Source organism: Streptomyces nogalater, assembly GCF_039532885.1.
GTDB lineage: Bacteria > Actinomycetota > Actinomycetes > Streptomycetales > Streptomycetaceae > Streptomyces > Streptomyces nogalater.
The window spans coordinates 1-17,837 of sequence record NZ_BAAASM010000014.1; the positions used below are offsets into that span (position 1 = coordinate 1).

Here is a 17,837-nt window from a genome sequence, read left to right on the forward strand (position 1 = left end):
CCGGACTCCACCTCGCCGCCATCTTCATCTGGTCGGCGAGGTGATCCGAAGGAAACGGCCTAGTTCCGCCGTCCGCGCAGGATCACCACGTAGCCGGCGGCTGCCAGGGCGCCGAGCGCCGCGCTCGTGCCCCAGAGGGCCGCCGGGCCCACGGTGTCGAGTGCGCGGCCCGAGAGTGCCGGGGCGACGCAGGCGGCAGCGGCCCAGGCGCCGCTGTAGGCGCCCTGGTAGCGGCCGTGCGCGTGGCGCGGTGCCAGGGCGGCCGCGGTGGCCATGGCGGTCGGGGCGAGGATGATCTCGCCGGCCGTCCAGATCACCACGGTCAGGGCGTACGTCTCCAGGGAGCCGGCCAGGCCGGTGAGGCCCAGCCCTCCGCCGAGCAGTACGGCGCCGACGGCCAGCGCCAGCGCGGGCGGGAACCGCGCCGCGGCCCGGCCCGCGGGGAGTTGCAGCGCCGCGACGAGCAGGCCGTTGAGGGTGATGACCAGGCCGTAGTCCCGCGTGGTGTGGCCCGCGCCCGCCATGGTGAGCGGGAGCGCGGTGCTGGTCTCCTGCATGAGGAGCGCGGTCAGGAAGGTCACGCCCACGAAGGCCGGGAACAGGCGTCTTCGGCGCCGGTCCGCGCCGTCGGGCGGAGCTGCCGGGCTCGCCCCGGGGGCCGGGCCGGGCCGGGTCTCGGGGACCGTGCCGTACACGGTCAGCGCGCAGAGCGCGGTCACCACCGCCTCGCCGAGGAACAGCGGGAGGAAACCGTCCCGCGCCAGCAGCCCGGCGAGCGCGGAGGAGACGGCGACACCGATGTTGACGGCCCAGTAGGTGAGGGAGAATGCCCGCACCCGGGCCTCCTCGGGCACCATGTCGGCCACCACGGCCTGTACGACCGGGCGGGACGCGTTGCCCGTCAGCCCGGCCAGGCAGACGAGGACGGCGAGCGCCGTCCGGCCGTGGGCGAACGCGAGCGCCGCCGTGCCGGCGGCGCTCAGCAACTGGGCGGCCAGCAGCGTCGACCGCCTGCCCCAGCGGTCCGCGACGACGCCGCCGGCCAGTGCGCCGACGGCGCCCCCGGCGCCGTAGAGCGTGGTGAGGAAACCGGTGAAGGAGGCCGAGAAGCCTCGCTCCAGCGTCAGGTAGAGCGACAGGAAGACGACGACGAAGCCGCCGGTCCGGTTGACGAGCGTGGCGGTCCACAGCCACCAGAACGCCCGCGGCAGGGCGGGCCGCGCCTCGCCCGTCTCACGGACCGCGCTTCGGGCATCGGTGGTCACGGTGCGGCGGGCTCCTCCTGGTGGCGCGGGTACACCGGGCTCTGCGGCGGCAGCGGTGTCCCCCGGCACTGGCGGGCGATCCGCTCCGCGAGATCCGGTACGAAGGGTGCCAGCAGCTCTGCCAGCGCCCGGCACACCGCCACGGCCTCGGCGAGGACCGCGTCCAGTCGGCGGGCGGCGGCCGGATCTTCGCCCTGGGCCTCCGCCTTGGCCAGTTCCCAGGGCCGTGTCCGTTCCACCAGACGGTTGCCGTGCAGGCTCAGGGCGAGCACGGCCGCCGTCGCCGCACGGAAGTCGAACGCGGCGAGTGCCTCGGCGGTCTCCGCGCGCGCGGAGCCGACCGCGATGTCCGTGCCGGGGTCGCGGGGCCCGTCGGGAACGCGTCCGGCACGGTAGCGGTGGACCATGCCGACGACACGGTTGACCAGGTTGCCCACGCTGTTGGCGAGGTCCTCGTTCGCCCGGCGCAGCATCCGGCCCACGGTGAAGTCCGTGTCGTCACCGGCGGACATCTCGCGCAGCACCCACCAGCGCAGCGCGTCCGCTCCGTGGTGCCCGGCCAGGGCGACCGGGTCGAACCCGGCCCCGGCCCCGTCCTGCGGGGGCAGTCCCCGCGTCGTCAGGTGCTGGTGCACGGCGAGGGCGCCGGGCAGCGGGCGTCCCGCCGACAGCAGCACGGCGGGCCAGTGCAGGGCATGGACGCGCAGGATGCCCTTGCCGATGATCTGCCAGTGCTCGGCGTCCTGCTCCCAGGGATGGTGCCCGTCCTCACCCTCGTCCAGGTAGGCCGCCAGCACGTCCCACCAGGTGTACAGGATCTGGCCGGGATCGCCGGGTACGGGCAGGCCCCAGCCGTCCGACCGCTCGCGGGGCCGGGAGACGCTCATGTCCTCGACACCCGAGTCCAGGAAGGCGAGGACCTCGTTCCGGCGAGCGGCGGGGACGATCCTCAGTGCGCCGCAGGCCACGGCGTCGCGCAGCCGGTCCCGGTACCGGGAGGTGCGGAAGAACCAGTTCGGCTCCGTCGCGGGCGCTACCGGGGTGCCGTGCCGCGGGCATCGGCCGCCGCTCGCCGCGACGAAACCACCGCACGCCTCGCACCAGTCGCCCTCGTACTCGCCCTGGTAGAGGTCGCCCGCGCCGAGGCAGTCCCGCCACAGCCGCTCGACCAGTTCCCTGTGCCGGGCCGAGGCGCTGGTGCGGACCCGGGCGTCCAGCGGGGTGCGCAGTGCGGTGAGCAGTTCGGGCAGGCCGGCCGCGTCCCTGTCGGCGAGTGCGCGGGGCGGGACACCGGTGGAGCGGGCGAGCCGCACCGTCACCGCCGAGTTCTCGTCGGTGCCGCCGACCACGCGTACCGATCTGCCCGGCGAGCGGTGGTGGCGGGCGAGTGCGTCGGCCTGGATCAGGTCGACCGCGAACCCGAGATGGCGGTAGGAATGCACGTTCGGCACGGGCACGGTGATGCGCAGGGGACCGTCGCCGGCGGGGGTGTGCGCGGCGGTCATACGGCCGCCATCGCGTTGCCGATGTAGTTCGGCAGCCGGACGAGCCGGTCCCACAGGTCGTCGAGGCTCACCGGGTAGCGCTCCCGGTAGCGCCGGGTGACCGCCTCCACCTCGGCCCATGTCGCCGGTGTGGCACCGCCGTTGTAGTCGGCCGCCAGTTCGTCGTAGAGCGGGGTGCCGGGCCGCAGGAAGAGCTGGTTGAGCCCGAAGTAGCCGGGCAGGGAAGCGGCCCAGTCGACGACCTCGCCGCTCAGGCACGCCGGGTCGCCGGGCAGGCCGAGCAGGAGGAAGGCGAAGGGGGTGATCCCGGCTGCCGACAGCTTGCGGATCGCCGCGTCGATCTTCTCCGCCGGGACGCGTTTGCCGACGCCGGTCTCGGCCACGGCGGGTGACTCGGCGCCCAGCCACATGCCGTGGCAGCCGGCCGCGGCCCACTGGTCGACGTCCTGGCGCAGGACCACCTCCGCCCGGCTCTGGCCGGTCCAGCCGATGCCGCGGCCGGCGAGGCGCGCGCACAGGTCCTTGTAGAAGGTGGGGTGCAGACCGAAGACGTAGTCGAGGAAGAACAGCGAGTCGATGCCGCGTTCGCGCATCGCGTCGATCTCCGCGAGGGTGCGGTCCACGGGCTGCGGACGCATGCGGGTGCCGAACGGCAGATGGCAGAACGTGCAGCCGTAGGTACAGCCGCGCACGCCCAGCACCATGCCGCACGGTCCGCGCCGCACCCGTCCGCCGGAGAACGTCTCGGCGGTGTAGGCGGTCAGGTCCAGCAGGTCGTAGGCGGGCAGCGGCGCTCCGTCGAAGTCCGGCGGCGGGTAGGTCCCGGCCAGGGGCAGCTCGCCGAGGGCGGGCCTGCCGCCGAGCACGTCCCGGACACCGTGCACCGCCGCCGCGTCCGTCTCCCCGCGGGCGACGACGTCGACGCCCAGTTCGCGCCGCGTGGCGGTGGGCAGTTGAGTGGCGTGCGGGCCGACCGCGACGACGGTGGCCCGTGGCCAGGTCCGCCGGATCTCCCGCACGGCGGTCCGTACGGGGCCCAGATCGAGTGGATAGCACTGAGCGCGGTCGGCGATGGCTGTGACGACGACGGCCACGTCCACGGTGTCGACGGCGGGTGCCCCGGCGCTCAGGCGGCGGTCCCAGACGGCGATGTCGATACCGTCCTGGCGCAGCACGGCCGCCGCGTTGGCGATGTCCAGGGGAAGCTGGAGGAAGTCACGTTCGAACTCGTCGTCGGCGACGACGAAGCAGACAGTGGTCATACCGACTCCGGGATCACGGGGGTGTGCGCGGTGGGTGACGCGGCGGTGGCCGGGGCCGCGCTCGACGGCACGCGTACGACGGTGCCGGTGCGCGCCGCCTCGTACACCGCGAGCACGGTCAGCAGGGCTTTGCGGGCCTCGTGGCCGTCGACGCGGGGCGGGCGTCCCTCGGCGATGGCGTCACAGAGGTCCACGAGCTGGTCGCCGTGCGGGGCCGGGAGCAGGCCGCTGGCGTCGCGCTGCCGGGCCAAGGGGGCGGGGCGGCGTTCGGCGGCCTGGTTGCCGGCCCCGTAGGCGCCGTAGGCGGAGGTGTCGTCCCCCGGCCGGGCCGCGTGGAAGTAGGCGAGTTCGTCGTTGTCGATCACGGCGCTGCCCCGGTCGCCGTGCACGGCCAGCCGTGTGGTGCGTCCCGGGTACGCCGCCGTGGTCGCCAGCAGGGAGGTCAGCGCACCGCCGGCGTGCCGCAGGGTCGCGGTGACGACGTCCTCGACCTCGATGCCCCGGTGTCCGCGCAGGGCGGTGTGCGCGGCGACCTCCACGACGGGACCGAGGAACCACTGGACGAGGTCGACGGCGTGCACCCCCTGGTTGAGCAGCGCGCCGCCGCCGTCCAGCGCCCGGCTGCCGCGCCAGTCGCCCGAGTCGTAGTACGACTGGCCGCGCCACAGCGGTACTTCGACGAGCCCCGAGGTCAGTGTGCCCAGTTCGCCCGCGTCGATGGCGGAGCGCACCGTGCGGGAGGCGGGGTCGAAGCGGCGCTGGCTGATGACGGCGAGGGTGCGTCCGGCCCGTCGGGCGCTGTCGATCAGTGCGTCCGCCGCCCGGGCGGTCACCTCGACGGGTTTCTCCACGACGACGTGCTTGCCCGCGGCCAGCGCGAGGCGGCCCAGTTCGGCGTGGAGTCCGCTGGGCGCGCAGACGCTGACGACATCGATGTCGGCGCGGTTGACGAGGGTGTCGATGCCGGTGGCCTCGCAGCCGGTCTCCGCCGCGAGCCGCCGCGCGCGCTCCGGGGAGGGGGAGGCGACGGCGACGAGGCGCGCCCGCGCGGCGAGCGGCGGGTGGTCACGCAGCACCCGGGCGTGCAGACCGCCGATCACACCGCAGCCGATGATGCCGAAGCCGAGCCTGCTCACGCGGCACCTCCGTGGGACTGCCCGGCGGTGGCCGGGGTGACGCGGCCGTGGTGTCCGAAGCGGTCCGCGAGGGCGCTGATGCGGTGTACGGGCCGCAGGTCCACGGGGGGCGGGGGCGTGTCGCCGAGCAGCCGCGCGACCGCGGTCCGCAAGGCGTTGTCCAGGGGTGAGTCGTTCACCAGCATCTCCTTGCGGCCGGTGGGGAGTTCGGCCGTCAGCCGATGGGTGTTGCGGGGCAGCCGGCCGCCGTCCGGCAGCGCGACCGGGTCCATCTCGGCGGTGAACAGCGCGGGTCCGGCCTGGATCTGGGCCAGTCGCCGCCGGCCGCCGGTGGAGTGTCCGAAGGGGCGCGCCCAGTCGGGGACGCCGGGGTCGTCGGGCCGGTCGCCGACGACCGACGAGTACAGCTCCAGAATCACGCCGTCGGCCGGTGTGGCTCGTTCCCGGGCCGCCGTGACGAAGTAGTCGGGGTGCACGGTGCCGCTCACCTCCTGTACCGGCCCCTCGATGTAGGCGCGGTAGGTGTCGGCGGGCAGCAGGCGGCTCGCCACGGCCAGCATGTGCGGCCATTCGTAGCCGAAGACGCCGTGGTCCCGGTCGATGAACCGGCCGGCCTCCATGTCGGCCCGCCGGTCCTTGCTGAAGGCGACACGCACCGCCGTCACCGGCTGCGACGGCATGTACCGGCGGCGCAGGCCGTCCAGCAGGCGCAGCGCGCGGGCGTGCCGGTACTGGTTGACGACGATCAGGCGCGCCTCGGGGTGCCGCCGGAGCAGTTCCAGCAGGCGGGGGGCGTCCTCCGCCCGGCAGGCCGGCTTCTCCAGGATGACCCGGGCCCGCGGCTCGCGCCGGAGCACCGCCGCGAGGGTGTCGACGTGCGCGCTGGTGGGGGTGCAGAGCGACCACAGGGCGACCGGGCCCGGCACGTCCTCCAGACGGGTCCAGTGCTCGGCGGGACGGCGGTCGCGGACGCCGGCGGGGCCGGTGGCCGGCGCGGGGTCGACGGTACAGACCCGCAGGCCCGCGGCTTGCAGCAGGTGGTGGTGGAGCCGGCCGGCCACTCCGTAGCCGACGACGCACACGCGGGGCAGGTCAGACATGCGCACCGCCGTCGTGGTCGGTACCCGCCGTGGCCGGCCCGGCGGTGTCGGCGAGATAGGTGTCGTAGTACGCCTCGTACAGGCCCGCCTCCCGCACCGCGGCGTCGACGGCGCCGAGGTGCACCCCGGGTGCGAGGGTCGCCGCGGAGCGGCACAGGTGCTTGGCGGCGACGAGGGTGGCGGCGCGGTAGGCGTCGTAGCCGCGGTTGGGTATGCCCTCGTAGGCGTAGAGGTTGAGCGACCGGCCGTCGCCCAGCAGGATCGCCGAGCGGCCCTCGGGCAGGGTGTAGCGGACACCGACGCCGGGGACGTCCGACGCCCGTGCGGCGACGCGGCGTTCACTCAGCAGGCTGAAGTCGCGGGTGGCGAAACCCGCCAGGAGGACACCCTCGGGCAAGAGCCCCAGGTCGGCTTCGGTGAGCGCGTCCTCGCCGGTGCTGCCGGCGATCAGGAAGGGACGGGTGCGCAGCAGGGCCTCCCGGGCGGAGCGGCTGGTGTCGAACCCCTCCTCGGCCGCGCGTACGAGCGCGAGCGTGTCGGTGTCCACGACGGTGACGCGGCAGCCGGTCGCGCGCAGCGCTCGGGCGATCCGCGCGCCGAGGGTGCCGAAGCCCAGGGCCAGCACCCGGCGGCCGACGAACTTCTCCCCCGGCACGATGGCGCGCAGCCGCCGGACGCAGGAGTCGGCTATCTCGGCGTAGGCCAGGTGTGTCTTGACCTCCGAGCGTGCCATGTTGAAGACGGGGAGCCGGGGGCCGTCCGCGGTGGTGATGCGCTTGAGTCCACTGACCGTCAGTTCCAGGGCCGCGTCCGGGACTTCGGTGATCAGCCGCTCGTGTCCGGTTCCGAGGGCGATGATGCCGCCGTCGTCGACCATCAGCACACGCCTGTTGTCGGCCCGCGCCGCCCGGATGAAGGCGTCGACGTCGGAGCCGACGGCGCGCGCGTGGGCGACCTCCTCGGCGGTGGCGGTCTTGTTGACCACCGAGTTGTCGAGCGTGGCGCTGCGGTAGCCGCGGGAGAGGAACCAGCCGTGCACTCGTTCCCGGCGCAGCGTCTTGTCGCCCTTGTCCAGGGCGTAGATCCACCGGGCCGGAAAGCCTGCGCGTTCGGCGGCCAGCAGGAAGCCGACGCTGTTCTCCACGTAGTGGTCGCGGAATATCAGGGCCCAGTCGGCCAGGGTGCCGTCCGGTGTGGCGTAGCGGCGCAGCAGCGGCATCGCCTTCCACAGGGCTGCCACTTCGCCCTCGCTGAAGGCGGCGCCTTCCTCGCGCAGGGCCTCGGCCAGTGCCCGCGCGACCTCGGCGGGCCGCGAGGCGCCGGGCTGGACGCCTTCCGTCAGGACGACGGCGCGCCACCGCGGTGTGGGAGGGTCACTGTGTTCCAGTGCGTGCGGCGCGGCTTCCGGCTCGGGGGTGAACTGCACCGTGACACGGCCGGTTCCGGTGTCGAGGAGGTGCAGGTGTCCGGCGTCGCCCAGCGAGACGATCTCATGGCCCATCAGCGGCGGTTCCGTGGGAGCCGGCCACTGCCGCAACCGCAGCCGCAGGGGGACGTCCGGCGGCCAGTGCCCGTGGACCACGTCGTGGATACGCGCGGTGGCGGCGGCCCGTGACAGTTCTCCAGCGTCCGGGGATGTGCCTATCACAGCGTTGTGGCTCATCAACACTTTCTTTCGTCGTTGCGTCTGGGTGCGTCCGGCATGCGGGTGCCATGTGCGACGGGCGGACGGGACGACCGGCCGGGCCGATGCGGCGATGACACCGAGGCGCAGCACAGGGGTGGGGTGAGGAGACGCGCACTATGTCGCGGGGAATGGGGGGGTGGGAGCAGGCACGACTGTATCGACGTGGCGAGCGGTGGTCTTGCCCGAGCGGGACATGCACTGATCTCTCAGCGCACTGGTGGTATGCGCCACTTGAGGCCGGAGACGGGGTACGCGCGCCACCCCGTACGGCGGGCCGCGTACCCGCTCGCCGTGCGGCACGGCCGTTCGCTCTCACACGCACGCGATGTCACGCGTCACCCGCAAGTCGGGATGGCCACTCCGCCCCCGGCCACCGCCGATCACGTCACAGCCAAGATGCTCCTAGACCGGTGAAGGTTCTGGCCGGATGCCGCGGCGACCCCCGGCACCCAGCAGATCCACGATCTCCCTGGCATCTCCGTCTGCCTCGGCAGTGGGCGCCACCGGGCCTGTTGCGGAGAGGGCGGTACAGCACCCCAGTCCACAGGTCATCGCACAGAACGGTCGTCGACTGACGCCCGGTGGGCGGGGATCGAGCCGTTGCCGCCGGACCGGATCGCGACGACGCTGATCATCCCAGGTCGAAGGTGTTGGGCAGGCCGAGGCGGTAGCGCACCTCGTCGACGCGCTTGAGGGGTTCCAGTTCCCGCGGGCGGTACAGCTCCCAGATCCGGCAGCGTTCGGCGTCCGAGCCGTCCCGGTCGAGCAGCGCGTTGACGGCGCGCCGCGCCGACTCGTTGGCTCCTTCCATCGTCGCCAGGTCCACGTCGGTGCGGACGTAGTCCCCGGCGAGGAAGAAGTTCGGCACGGCGGTCTTCGCCGACGGGCGGTTGTACAGCGTGCCCGCGGGATGGATCAGGAGCGGCTCCCGGTTCTGCGGGTCGGGGCCGCCGAGGCCTGTCACGGCCGGATCCACGAACCAGGCGATCCGGTCGGCGTCCCTGAGCGTCGTCTTGCCGGAGTCGTTCAGCGCGTCCTTCAGCTGCGCCCAGCACTCCTCGACGATCTCCTCGCGCGTGCACTCACGGGCCGTCTTGCCGTACAGGATCCCGGGCTTGTGCCACTCCGAGACGATCGCCGACAGGCAGTCGTGGGCGCGTCCGTCGCCGTAGTCCGCCGAGAAGTCCCGTACGTCCCAGAACTGCGCCTGCCCGATGCCGGTCACCGACCACGGTGAGTCGAGGCAGTTGACATGCCCGTGGACGACGGGCGTCGGCGTGCGCAGATAGAACTGCACACCGGTCATCCAGTCCGTCTGCAGCGCGTCGCACCGGGCGAGCTGCGGGTCGGCCGCGCGCAGCGCGGCACCCCAGGTCCGCCGGGCGTGTTCGACGGGCATCGCGGAGACGTAGTGGTCGGCGGTGACGGTGCGTTCGTCGCTTCCGTCACGGGCCGAGACCCGTACGCCGGTGACGCGTCCACCGTCGTACAGCACCTCCCGCACCTCGGTGCCGAGGACGAACCGGACGCCCAGCGAGCGCAGGTGAGCGGACCACGGGTCGATCCACGCCTCGCTCGTCGGGGCGTTGAGCACCCGGTCGATGTCCGCGTCACCGTCCATGCCGCGGCCCAGCAGGCCCCACAGCAGCAGCGCCTCGATGATGACGCGGCCGACGGTGCGGGTGGAGGCGACCTCGGCGCGGGTGGCGACGAGGTTGCGGGTCTGTCCGATGCCGAGGAGCGTGCGGTACTCCTCGCTCATCCGCTCGGCGCGGATGAAGTGCCACCAGGGGGTCTTCTCCCACTGGTCCTCGCGGCGCGCGTCGCAGCTGGTGAGGTGGACGAGGACACGGCCGGCGAAGTAGGCGGCCTCGTGCGCGGGCAGCCGGCTGCCCAGGTCGAGGACGGAGAGGATCTGGTCGCGGATCCAGGACGGGGTGATGTCGCCGGGCGCGGGCGGGGTGGTGACCCGCCGCAGGGGGAAGTGCAGGTCCGGGCGGCCGCCCGCCCGGGCGAACAGCGCCTCGGTGCCGTTGCGGAGGTTGTCGTGGACGCCGCCCGCGTTGCCGGGGAAGGGGATGCGGCGCATGCTGTCCGGGAGGTTCCGGTAGAAGCCCGGGAAGAAGCGGAAGCCGTGTTCCCCGGGCAGGGGTTTACGGCCGTCCGTGCCGGTTCCCGGTACGTCCATCGAGCGCGCCTTGCCGCCGAGCACGTCGTAGTACTCGTAGACGGTGACGGTGTAGCCGCGTTCGGCGAGTTCGTGGGCGGCGCTGAGTCCGGCGACGCCTCCGCCGAGGACGGCGACGTGCTTGCCGGTGGGGGCGGCGGCAGCGGCCTGCACGGCACCCGGCGACAAGGCGAGGGCGCCCACCGTGCCCCCGGCGCCCGCGAGGAACCGTCTGCGCGTCGTTCCCTGGTGTTCTGTTGTCATGGATACCGGAGGGTAGAGAGACCGGGAACGCGGCGACAGGGCGCCATTCGGTCACCACGTCATCCTCACAATCGTGCGGGACTCACCGGTGGGCGCCCTCGTGTGCGGGCACATCACCGCCCGGGCCGGGGCACCCGGGGCACGACGGCTCAGCGCCGCCGTTCCGTCAGGCCAGGGCCGGAATTTCCGTGGCGGGGCGCTCCCCTCACGCGGGCGGAGTCGGTCCGCTCTCTTTCCGGGGGGCGAACGCCCTGAGGGTCGCGTCGACGAGTGAGTCGGCGTATGCGGCCGTCAGCGGACCCCCGCGGTACAGCCACCGCTGGAAGAGGGGCGCGTAGAGCACTTCGAGCACCAGGTCGAGGTCGGCGTCGACGTCGAGCTGGCCGGCCCGCTGAGCGCTGCGCAAGCGTGCCTTCTTCGCCTCGTCCAGCGGCCGGGCCAGTTTCTCCCGGTACTCGGCCGCCAGCGCGTCATCGTTGGCGATCTCGGCGTTGAGGGCCCGGATCAGCCTGTCGAAAGCCGGGTCGGTGAACTCCTCGACCGTGGCCCGCATGACGAGTTTGAGGTCGGCCTCCAGGTCGCCGGTGTCCGGCAGCGCGACCGACTGTCCGTCGGCGTCCTCGCTCAGCGCCAGAAGGGCGGCGAAGACGACCGCGCTCTTCGACGGCCACCGCCGGTAGATCGTCTGTTTGCCGACGCCGGCCCGGGCGGCGATGGCTTCGATGGTGACCTTCTCGTACGTCTCCTCCGCGACCAGGGCGCGGGTGGCCGCGAGGATCGCCTGCCGGGATCGCTCCTTGCGCCGGGAGTGGTCCGGCCCCTTCTCGCTGGACATGCGGTCACCCTACCCAAAAAAGTAAACGAGACGGTCCGTATTGCCACTTCGGGAACAACGCCCTAGGCTGACATCGAAACGGTACGGTCCGTCTCGTTTACTGAGAGTGAGATTTCATGTCGGAAGCAAGGGTCTGGCTCATCACCGGCGCGTCCCGCGGCCTGGGCAGGGCTTTCACCGAGGCGGCCTTGGCGGCCGGCGACCGCGTGGTGGGCGCTGCGCGGGACGTCCAGCCGCTGGCGGAACTGGCGGCGAAGTATCCCGACCACCTGGTCCCGCTGCCCCTGGACGTCACCGACCGCCGGGCCGTGTTCGAGGGGGTGGAACGTGCGGCGGCGGCGTTCGGCAGGCTCGACGTCGTCGTCAACAACGCCGGCGGCATGCTCTACGGCATGGTGGAGGAGGCCACGGAAGCACAGATCCGGGCGCACTTCGATGTGAACTTCTTCGGCGCCGTGTGGGTGACCCAGGCGGTCCTTCCTCACCTGCGCGCCCAGGGCGGGGGACGGCTCCTCCAGGTCAGCTCGATGGGCAGCGGCGGCGGCATGGCCACCGTCGGCTTCTACGGCGCGGGCAAGGCCGCGCTGGACTCGGTCAGCGAGGCACTGGCGAGGGAGGTCGAGGGTTTCGGCATCAAGGTCACCGTCGTGCAGATGGGCGGCTACAACACCGGTCTGTTCACCACCGGCACCACGGCCACCGAGCCCCTGCCGCGGTACGAGCCCCTGCGCACGGAGATGGAGGCGCTGTGGGGCGACGCCGTAGCCCCCGACCCGGACACCGCCGCTCCGGTCATCATGGAACTGGCCGCGCTGCCGGACCCGCCCCGCCGGCTGATCGTCGGCAGCCAGTCCTTCGACCACGTCCTGCACATGAACCAGGCCCGGACGGAGCTGTACCGGTCCTGGGAACACCTCAGCCGTCTCGCCCCGGGCTGACCGGCCCCGCGCCGTGTACACCCGGAAGCCGGCGACCCGCCCCGGCCGCACCGGACACGGACCGTCTTCCGCGGCTGGGCGGCACGGCACTCCCCGACCGACGGCCGTAGGGGCCGCCGCCTCTCCCCCAGGGTCTCGGTACGGCGCCCGGCCAGGCCACCGGGCGGCCCGCGCACAGCGGTGCGGCGGCGGGGACCGCGCGACCGGTGCCGGAGCCGGTGCCATGCAGGTGCCGGTGCCGGTGGCACGGCTGGGCCGGGTGGTTCGCTCGGTTACGGAACGCGCGCTTCCGTCATGTGAGCGTCATGAGTCTGCCAGGCTCCTGCCCCGTCGCGGTAGTCACGGCCCTGTCAACTGCCCCCTGCATCGACCGCGACAGGGGAGAGACCGGATGACATCCGCAGCACGCCCGTCCCAGCACGCCCCCGAACTGCGCGCCGCCGCAAGGCACCTCGGCCGGCGCCGCTTCCTCACCGTCACCGGCGCCGCCGCCGCGCTCGCCTTCGCCGTGAACCTGCCCACCGCCGGCACGGCCGCCGCCGCCGAGTTCGACGCCCGGAGGATCACCGACGACCCCTTCACGCTGGGCGTGGCTTCCGGCGACCCGCTTCCGGGCTCCGTCCTGCTGTGGACCCGGCTGGCCCCGCAGCCGTACCAGCCCGACGGCGGACTGCCCGCGCGGCGCGTCACCGTGCACTGGGAACTGGCCCACGACGCGAACTTCCGCCGGATCGTCAGGCGCGGCACCGCCCCCGCCCATCCCGAGCTCAGCCACACCGTCCACGTCGAGGTGCCCCACCTGCCGGCGGACCGCGTGTTCTTCTATCGCTTCCGGGCCGGGGCATGGCTCAGCCCCACCGGCCGTACCCGCACCGCCCCGCCGCCCGGCGCCCGCCCCACCGCGCTGACCCTGGGTGCCGTCTCCTGCCAGGCCTACGCCGACGGCTACTACACCGCCTACCGCCATCTCGCCGAAGACGACGTGGACGTCGTCTTCCACCTGGGCGACTACCTGTACGAGTACGCCGTCAACGCCACCGGGAACAACCGCAACTACACCGACCGCACCCTCCCGGCCCACTACAACCGCGAGACGGTGACGCTGGAGGACTACCGGCTGCGCTACGCCCTGTTCAAGTCCGACCCCGACCTGAGGGCCGCGCACGCCGCGCACCCCTTCGTCGTCACCTGGGACGACCACGAGACGGAGAACAACTACGCCGACGACACCCCGGAGGACGGCGGCTCCTCCGAGGAGTTCCTGCTGCGCCGCGCCTCCGCCTACCGGGCCTACTGGGAGCACCAGCCGCTGCGCCGGCCGCAGCTGCCCACGGGCTCCGACATGCGGCTCTACCGCCGCCTCCACTGGGGGCGCCTCGCCCAGTTCGACGTCCTGGACACCCGCCAGTACCGCTCGGACCAGGCCTACGGCGACGGCTGGCAGTACCCCGGCCCGGAGTCCGAGGACCCGGCGCGCACGCTCACCGGCGCCACGCAGGAGCGGTGGCTGATCGACGGCTGGCGTGCCTCGCGGGCGCTGTGGAACGTCGTACCGCAGCAGGTCACCTTCTCCCGGCGATACAACACCACCGCTACGCCGTCCAAGGTCTCCATGGACTCCTGGGACGGCTACCCGGCCTCCCGCGAGCGGGTCCTGGCGGGGGCCGAGACCGCCGGCGTGGAGAACCTCGTGGTCCTCACCGGCGACGTGCACGTGCACTACGCGTTCGACATCAAGCGCGACTTCGGCGACCCCGGTTCCCCGACCGTGGGCACGGAGATCGTCACCACGTCGATCACCAGCGGGCGCGACGGGGCGGACCGGCCGAGCAACTGGGCCACCTACCTCGCGGCCAACCCGCACATGAGGTTCTACAACGGACGGCGCGGCTACGTGACCGTCGCGCTCGGACGGGAAGCGGCCCGCGCCGACTTCAAGACCGTCCCGTACGTCACCAAGCCGGGCGCCCCCGTCACGACCGCGGCGTCCTTCGTCACGGAAGCCGGCGCCCCGGGACTCGTCCCGGCCTGAATCCGCGCGGCAACGGAGCACGCGGGGTGAGGGAGTGCCGGGCCCCGGCAGCGCCGACCGCTCGGGGGGCATCGCCGGCTCCGGCGGCCTTGGGGCCGGTCACTTCCCGGCCGCGCCGGGCTTCCCGCTCAGGGAGTCCTGGTAGACGTCCGCGTAGGTGGGGGAGTCCTTGACCAGGTCGTCGCAGAACGCGGCGACGTCGGTGCCGACGAGTTCCAGGACTCCCTTGCCCGCGGCGGCGCCCTCCTCGAAGAAGTCGACGATCCCGGGGAGCAGGGGCCCGTCGGGCAGATCGATCGGTCCGACCTTGAACAGGTACTTCTGCATCTCCTTGTAGACGATCTGGTAATCCTGCGGGAGGGCCTTGACCCGGGCCACGTGCGCCCGCCACTGTTTCTTGCCCTCGATGATGTCCTGGATGCCCACGTCAGCCTCCCAGCCGGCTCAATTTCCTCGCCACGTTCCTGTTCAACTGCTCGCGCCACCGGTCGCGGTGGGTCCGGGCCCCTTCTCCGCCGGCCAACGCCGTACAAAAGCCCCGGATGTCGTCGCCGAGCACCTCGTGGACGCTCTGCCCGTCCGCCGCCGAGACTTCGAGCAGCCCCAGGGCGGAGTCGAGGATCGGTATCAGGTTGCGGCCGGTGAAGTCCCCGTAGGGGAAGAGGTGGGCGACGATCTGGCCCCACGCCTCCCGGTGGTCGTCCGGCAGGGCCGCGGCCCGGGCTTCGAAGGCCTTCCAGTCCCTGGTGAGATCGCCGCCCGTGACCTTCTCCCAGTAGTTCATCTCCCGCCCTCCCTGAGTTTGTCGATACGCGATGAGACGTACTGCCATTTCGCCCAGAACTTCGCGAGTTCCTCGCGTCCGGCGTCGTTGAGGGCGTAGAACTTGCGCGGCGGGCCGACCCCGGAGGGCCGTCTGGTCACCTGGACGAGTCCGTTCCTCTCCAGTCGCAGCAAGATGGTGTACACCGTTCCCTCGACGACGTCGGTGAAGCCGAGTTCGTTCAGCCGACGGGTGATGGCGTACCCGTAGGTCTCCTCGCCGCCGATGATTTCGAGCACGCACCCTTCCAGCGTGCCCTTCAACATCTCCGTCAGGTCCTCCACCGGGACGCTCCTCAGCCCTGCCGGTACCTCGTGGTACCGAGTACCGCTATAAAGTACCACTGAATAGCGCAGGCGGCGGCGTCTCCGGTGCGCTCACCGGGCGGTCAGCCGTCCGACGGGACCTTCAGCCGGTCCCAGCTGGTCCGGCCCGGGATCCCGTCCGCGTCCTTGCCGCGGTAGCCCAGCTTCCGCTGCCAGGCCGCGTAGGACTCGCGGTCGGCTTCGGTCCACTCGGGGCCCGGCCCCTTCTCGTACCGCCCGCAGCCCTCGGCGACGAGGCGGCGGCCCATCGCGGTGATCAGGGGGGACTTCCGTCCCACGTGGAAGAAGCCGGCGCCCGGGAAGGGCGCGTACTCGGGCTTGGGCCCGGGCCCCGGGCCGTCCGGATCCTTGCCGCCCTCGCCCGCGAGCCGGTCGGCTATGCGCCGCCGCATGCCGTCCATGGTGAAGCCCCGCGGGTCCTGCTTGCCGGGCTGCCACTCCTTGTGGCCGATGACGGAGCGCTCCGACCACCCGTGGTGCCGGCAGATCGCGGCGGACACCTTCTCGATGGCCTCCTTCTGCACTTCGGGCCAGGGGTCCTTGCCGTCGCCCAGGTTGACGCACTCGAAGCCGTAGAAGTGCCGGTTGCCGTCGACGTCCGCCTGGTTGTCCTGCGGCAGGCTTCTTTCGTCGACGACCGCCCGCAGCACGTCGCCGTCGCCGAGACCGGCGTGGTTGGCCCGGCCGTTGCCGACGAGGTGGACGTGGCCGTCCTTGTCGATGACCCCGTGGCACAGGGGCCCGGGCAGGCCCGCGTAGCCGTCGTAGCAGATGTTCACGGAGTTCCGGGTGCCCGAGGTGACGGTGTGGTGGATCATCACGCCGTGCACCGGGCCCCAGGGCCCCTTGGAATTGCGGTTGTGGTGGCGCCAGTCGCGCACCTCGTGGACCGTCAGGCCCTCCGCGCGCAGGACCTGAAGCAGCTTGGACGCGCTCATCGGCTGTGCCATCACTCGTCTCCTTCCGCGGCGGCCCCCGCCGCCGTGGTCTGGGAACGGCCCCCCACGGAGCCGGCCTCGGTGGTCTGTTCCTCCTGTGCGGCGCGCGCCTCGGCGTCCAGGGCCGCCTGGTCGGCCGGAGGAACGTCCGCGGCGAGCGGGCCGAAGGCCTGGCGCAGGTCGACGGTGCTGCCCTCGCCGGTGACCAGTGCCAGCGGGGCGACGTGCCGGTCGATGCCCGCCGGGGCCTTGAGCAGCGGGCGGCGCGCGGCGTCCGTGTCCCACTCGACGCTTCCGGTGGCGGTGCGGGCGGGGATCAGCCAGTGGTCGCCGGTGCGGTAGGCGCCGTTCTCGGCGAAGTAGACCTCGACGCCGTCCTCCAGCGGCAGCCACTCCCCCTCGGTGAGCGGTACCGCCCCGCCCTTCAGGGAGTTCGTGCGGCCCTTGCGCCGGGGCCCTTCGCGGTGGTCCCAGCGGCGCAGGAACGGGTGCAGGTGCGGCAGGCGCCCCACACCCGGGTCCGGCTCGGCGGAGAGGCGGACGCGGCGGCCGGGCAGGTCCAGTTCCTCGACGCGCAGCAGGGGCAGCGCCTCCAGCCGGGAGGCGTGGGCGGTGTCGGTGAACTCGACGCGGTCGCCGACCTCCAGATCGAGCCTGGAGTCGAGGCCCAGGGTCGCCAGCCGCACCCAGGTGCCGTCGAGTTCGTCCACCGGGAAGACGACCGAGCCGTTCTCCCGGGACCATTTGAAGGTGGCGTCGGCCGCCGCGCCGCCCGCGTGGATCTCCACCCGGTACAGCTGGTTCTCCGGGCCCCGGTAGCGGGCGTCGGGGCGGACCAGGCAGGGGTCGTCGTCGGCGTGCTCGGGTCGTTCGCCGCGGGCGGCGAGCCGGGCGGAGGGCGCCGCCTGGGCCGTGGCCCACTTCTCGAAGGCCTCGCGGACGGCTCCCGGGGACGGTGCGGCGTCCTCGATGTCCAGCGCGGTCAGGGGCAGCGGCAGCACCTGCCAGACGACCTTGGCGCGGACGGTGGTGTCCGGCAGGGCCGCGCCGAGGGCGACCTCGCGCAGCGCCGGGTCCTCGGCCGCCGAGACCGTCCGCTCCCACACCCGGAGGTAGACGAGGAAGGGCGACCGGGCGGGCGAGGGCAGCCGGTCGCCGGGCCGCTCCGGGTCGCGGAAGGCGTCGGGCTGGTTCCAGTAGTCCCAGTGGGCGTCCGTCCCGGCGGGCTGCCGCTGTCCGGTGTCCTCGTCCGGTACCGGGACGCCGGGCGCGGGGCGGTCGGCGTCGCACAGGATGCCGTCCACGTAGTAGCGGCCGCCGTGGATGTACAGGGTGTCGATGTCGTGCCTGCCGCCCACGTACTCGACGCGGAAGCCGCAGGCGCCGGCGGGTCCGCCGTGCCGGCCGATGAGGTCGGCGGCGAGGGTGCGGGCCTGGTGGAGCTGGATCGCGGTCTGTTCGTTGAGGTCGGCGTCCAGTTGTACCCGGCCCTGCTGGGCGAGGACCGCGGAGTAGTGCCGCTCCGGGCGGAAGGTGGCGCGGGAGAGGTCGGCGTGCAT

The 17,837-nt window shown here is 73.0% G+C and carries 15 protein-coding genes; 2 read left to right on the forward strand and 13 right to left on the reverse strand.

Going from position 1 to position 17,837, the window contains the following annotated elements:
* Positions 1-59 precede the first annotated feature (59 nt).
* The 8 genes from ABD350_RS11920 to ABD350_RS11955 all read right to left on the reverse strand — a co-directional run bounded on the left by ABD350_RS11920 (position 60) and on the right by ABD350_RS11955 (position 11,221).
* Positions 60-1,265, reverse strand: coding sequence for an MFS transporter (locus tag ABD350_RS11920; RefSeq protein WP_344347907.1), 1,206 nt, complete (start codon positions 1,263-1,265; stop codon positions 60-62).
* The gene (locus ABD350_RS11925) at positions 1,262-2,770 is read right to left on the reverse strand and encodes a methionine--tRNA ligase (protein ID WP_344347908.1); all 1,509 of its coding nucleotides are present in this window, start codon (positions 2,768-2,770) and stop codon (positions 1,262-1,264) included. The genes ABD350_RS11920 and ABD350_RS11925 overlap by 4 nt, the downstream gene beginning before the upstream one ends.
* Positions 2,767-4,032, reverse strand: a complete 1,266-nt coding sequence (locus ABD350_RS11930; protein WP_344347909.1) for a B12-binding domain-containing radical SAM protein — start codon at positions 4,030-4,032, stop codon at positions 2,767-2,769. Before ABD350_RS11930 ends, ABD350_RS11925 begins: the two co-directional genes overlap by 4 nt.
* Positions 4,029-5,168 carry a Gfo/Idh/MocA family protein gene (locus ABD350_RS11935; protein WP_344347910.1) on the reverse strand — a complete coding sequence of 380 codons (1,140 nt, stop codon included), beginning with the start codon at positions 5,166-5,168 and terminating at the stop codon, positions 4,029-4,031. Before ABD350_RS11935 ends, ABD350_RS11930 begins: the two co-directional genes overlap by 4 nt.
* Positions 5,165-6,268, reverse strand: a complete 1,104-nt coding sequence (locus tag ABD350_RS11940; RefSeq protein ID WP_344347911.1) for a Gfo/Idh/MocA family oxidoreductase — start codon at positions 6,266-6,268, stop codon at positions 5,165-5,167. Before ABD350_RS11940 ends, ABD350_RS11935 begins: the two co-directional genes overlap by 4 nt.
* Positions 6,261-7,931 (reverse strand): hypothetical protein, encoded by a 1,671-nt coding sequence (locus ABD350_RS11945; protein ID WP_344347912.1) that lies wholly within the window; start codon positions 7,929-7,931, stop codon positions 6,261-6,263. The genes ABD350_RS11940 and ABD350_RS11945 overlap by 8 nt, the downstream gene beginning before the upstream one ends.
* Positions 7,932-8,586: 655 nt before the next feature.
* Complete coding sequence (locus ABD350_RS11950) at positions 8,587-10,386, reverse strand: hydroxysqualene dehydroxylase (protein ID WP_344347913.1); 1,800 nt, start codon at positions 10,384-10,386, stop codon at positions 8,587-8,589.
* Positions 10,387-10,591: 205 nt separating this feature from the next.
* Positions 10,592-11,221 carry a TetR/AcrR family transcriptional regulator gene (locus tag ABD350_RS11955; RefSeq protein ID WP_344347914.1) on the reverse strand — a complete coding sequence of 210 codons (630 nt, stop codon included), beginning with the start codon at positions 11,219-11,221 and terminating at the stop codon, positions 10,592-10,594.
* A gap of 116 nt (positions 11,222-11,337) precedes the next feature.
* On the opposite strand from ABD350_RS11955, the gene ABD350_RS11960 reads away from it, so the two are divergent.
* Entirely contained in the window at positions 11,338-12,159 is an 822-nt protein-coding gene (locus tag ABD350_RS11960; RefSeq protein ID WP_344347915.1) for an SDR family NAD(P)-dependent oxidoreductase, read from the forward strand.
* 391 nt (positions 12,160-12,550) lie between these two features.
* Positions 12,551-14,191, forward strand: a complete 1,641-nt coding sequence (locus tag ABD350_RS11965) for an alkaline phosphatase D family protein (protein ID WP_344347916.1) — start codon at positions 12,551-12,553, stop codon at positions 14,189-14,191.
* Between the two features lie 99 nt (positions 14,192-14,290).
* Here the strand turns inward: ABD350_RS11965 and ABD350_RS11970 are convergent, their stop codons facing one another.
* From ABD350_RS11970 to ABD350_RS11990, 5 genes are all read right to left on the reverse strand, one after another.
* On the reverse strand, positions 14,291-14,617 hold the full coding sequence (locus tag ABD350_RS11970; RefSeq protein WP_344347917.1) for a DUF1048 domain-containing protein: 327 nt from the start codon (positions 14,615-14,617) through the stop codon (positions 14,291-14,293).
* A 1-nt stretch (position 14,618) separates the two neighbouring features.
* Positions 14,619-14,975: a DUF1048 domain-containing protein gene (locus ABD350_RS11975; protein ID WP_344347918.1), complete on the reverse strand. Its 357-nt coding sequence runs from the start codon at positions 14,973-14,975 to the stop codon at positions 14,619-14,621.
* Positions 14,972-15,298, reverse strand: a complete 327-nt coding sequence (locus ABD350_RS11980) for a PadR family transcriptional regulator (protein ID WP_344347919.1) — start codon at positions 15,296-15,298, stop codon at positions 14,972-14,974. Before ABD350_RS11980 ends, ABD350_RS11975 begins: the two co-directional genes overlap by 4 nt.
* Positions 15,299-15,402: 104 nt before the next feature.
* Positions 15,403-16,290, reverse strand: coding sequence for a peptidoglycan-binding protein (locus ABD350_RS11985; RefSeq protein WP_344347920.1), 888 nt, complete (start codon positions 16,288-16,290; stop codon positions 15,403-15,405).
* Positions 16,290-17,837, reverse strand: a complete 1,548-nt coding sequence (locus ABD350_RS11990) for a DUF6519 domain-containing protein (RefSeq protein WP_344347921.1) — start codon at positions 17,835-17,837, stop codon at positions 16,290-16,292. Before ABD350_RS11990 ends, ABD350_RS11985 begins: the two co-directional genes overlap by 1 nt.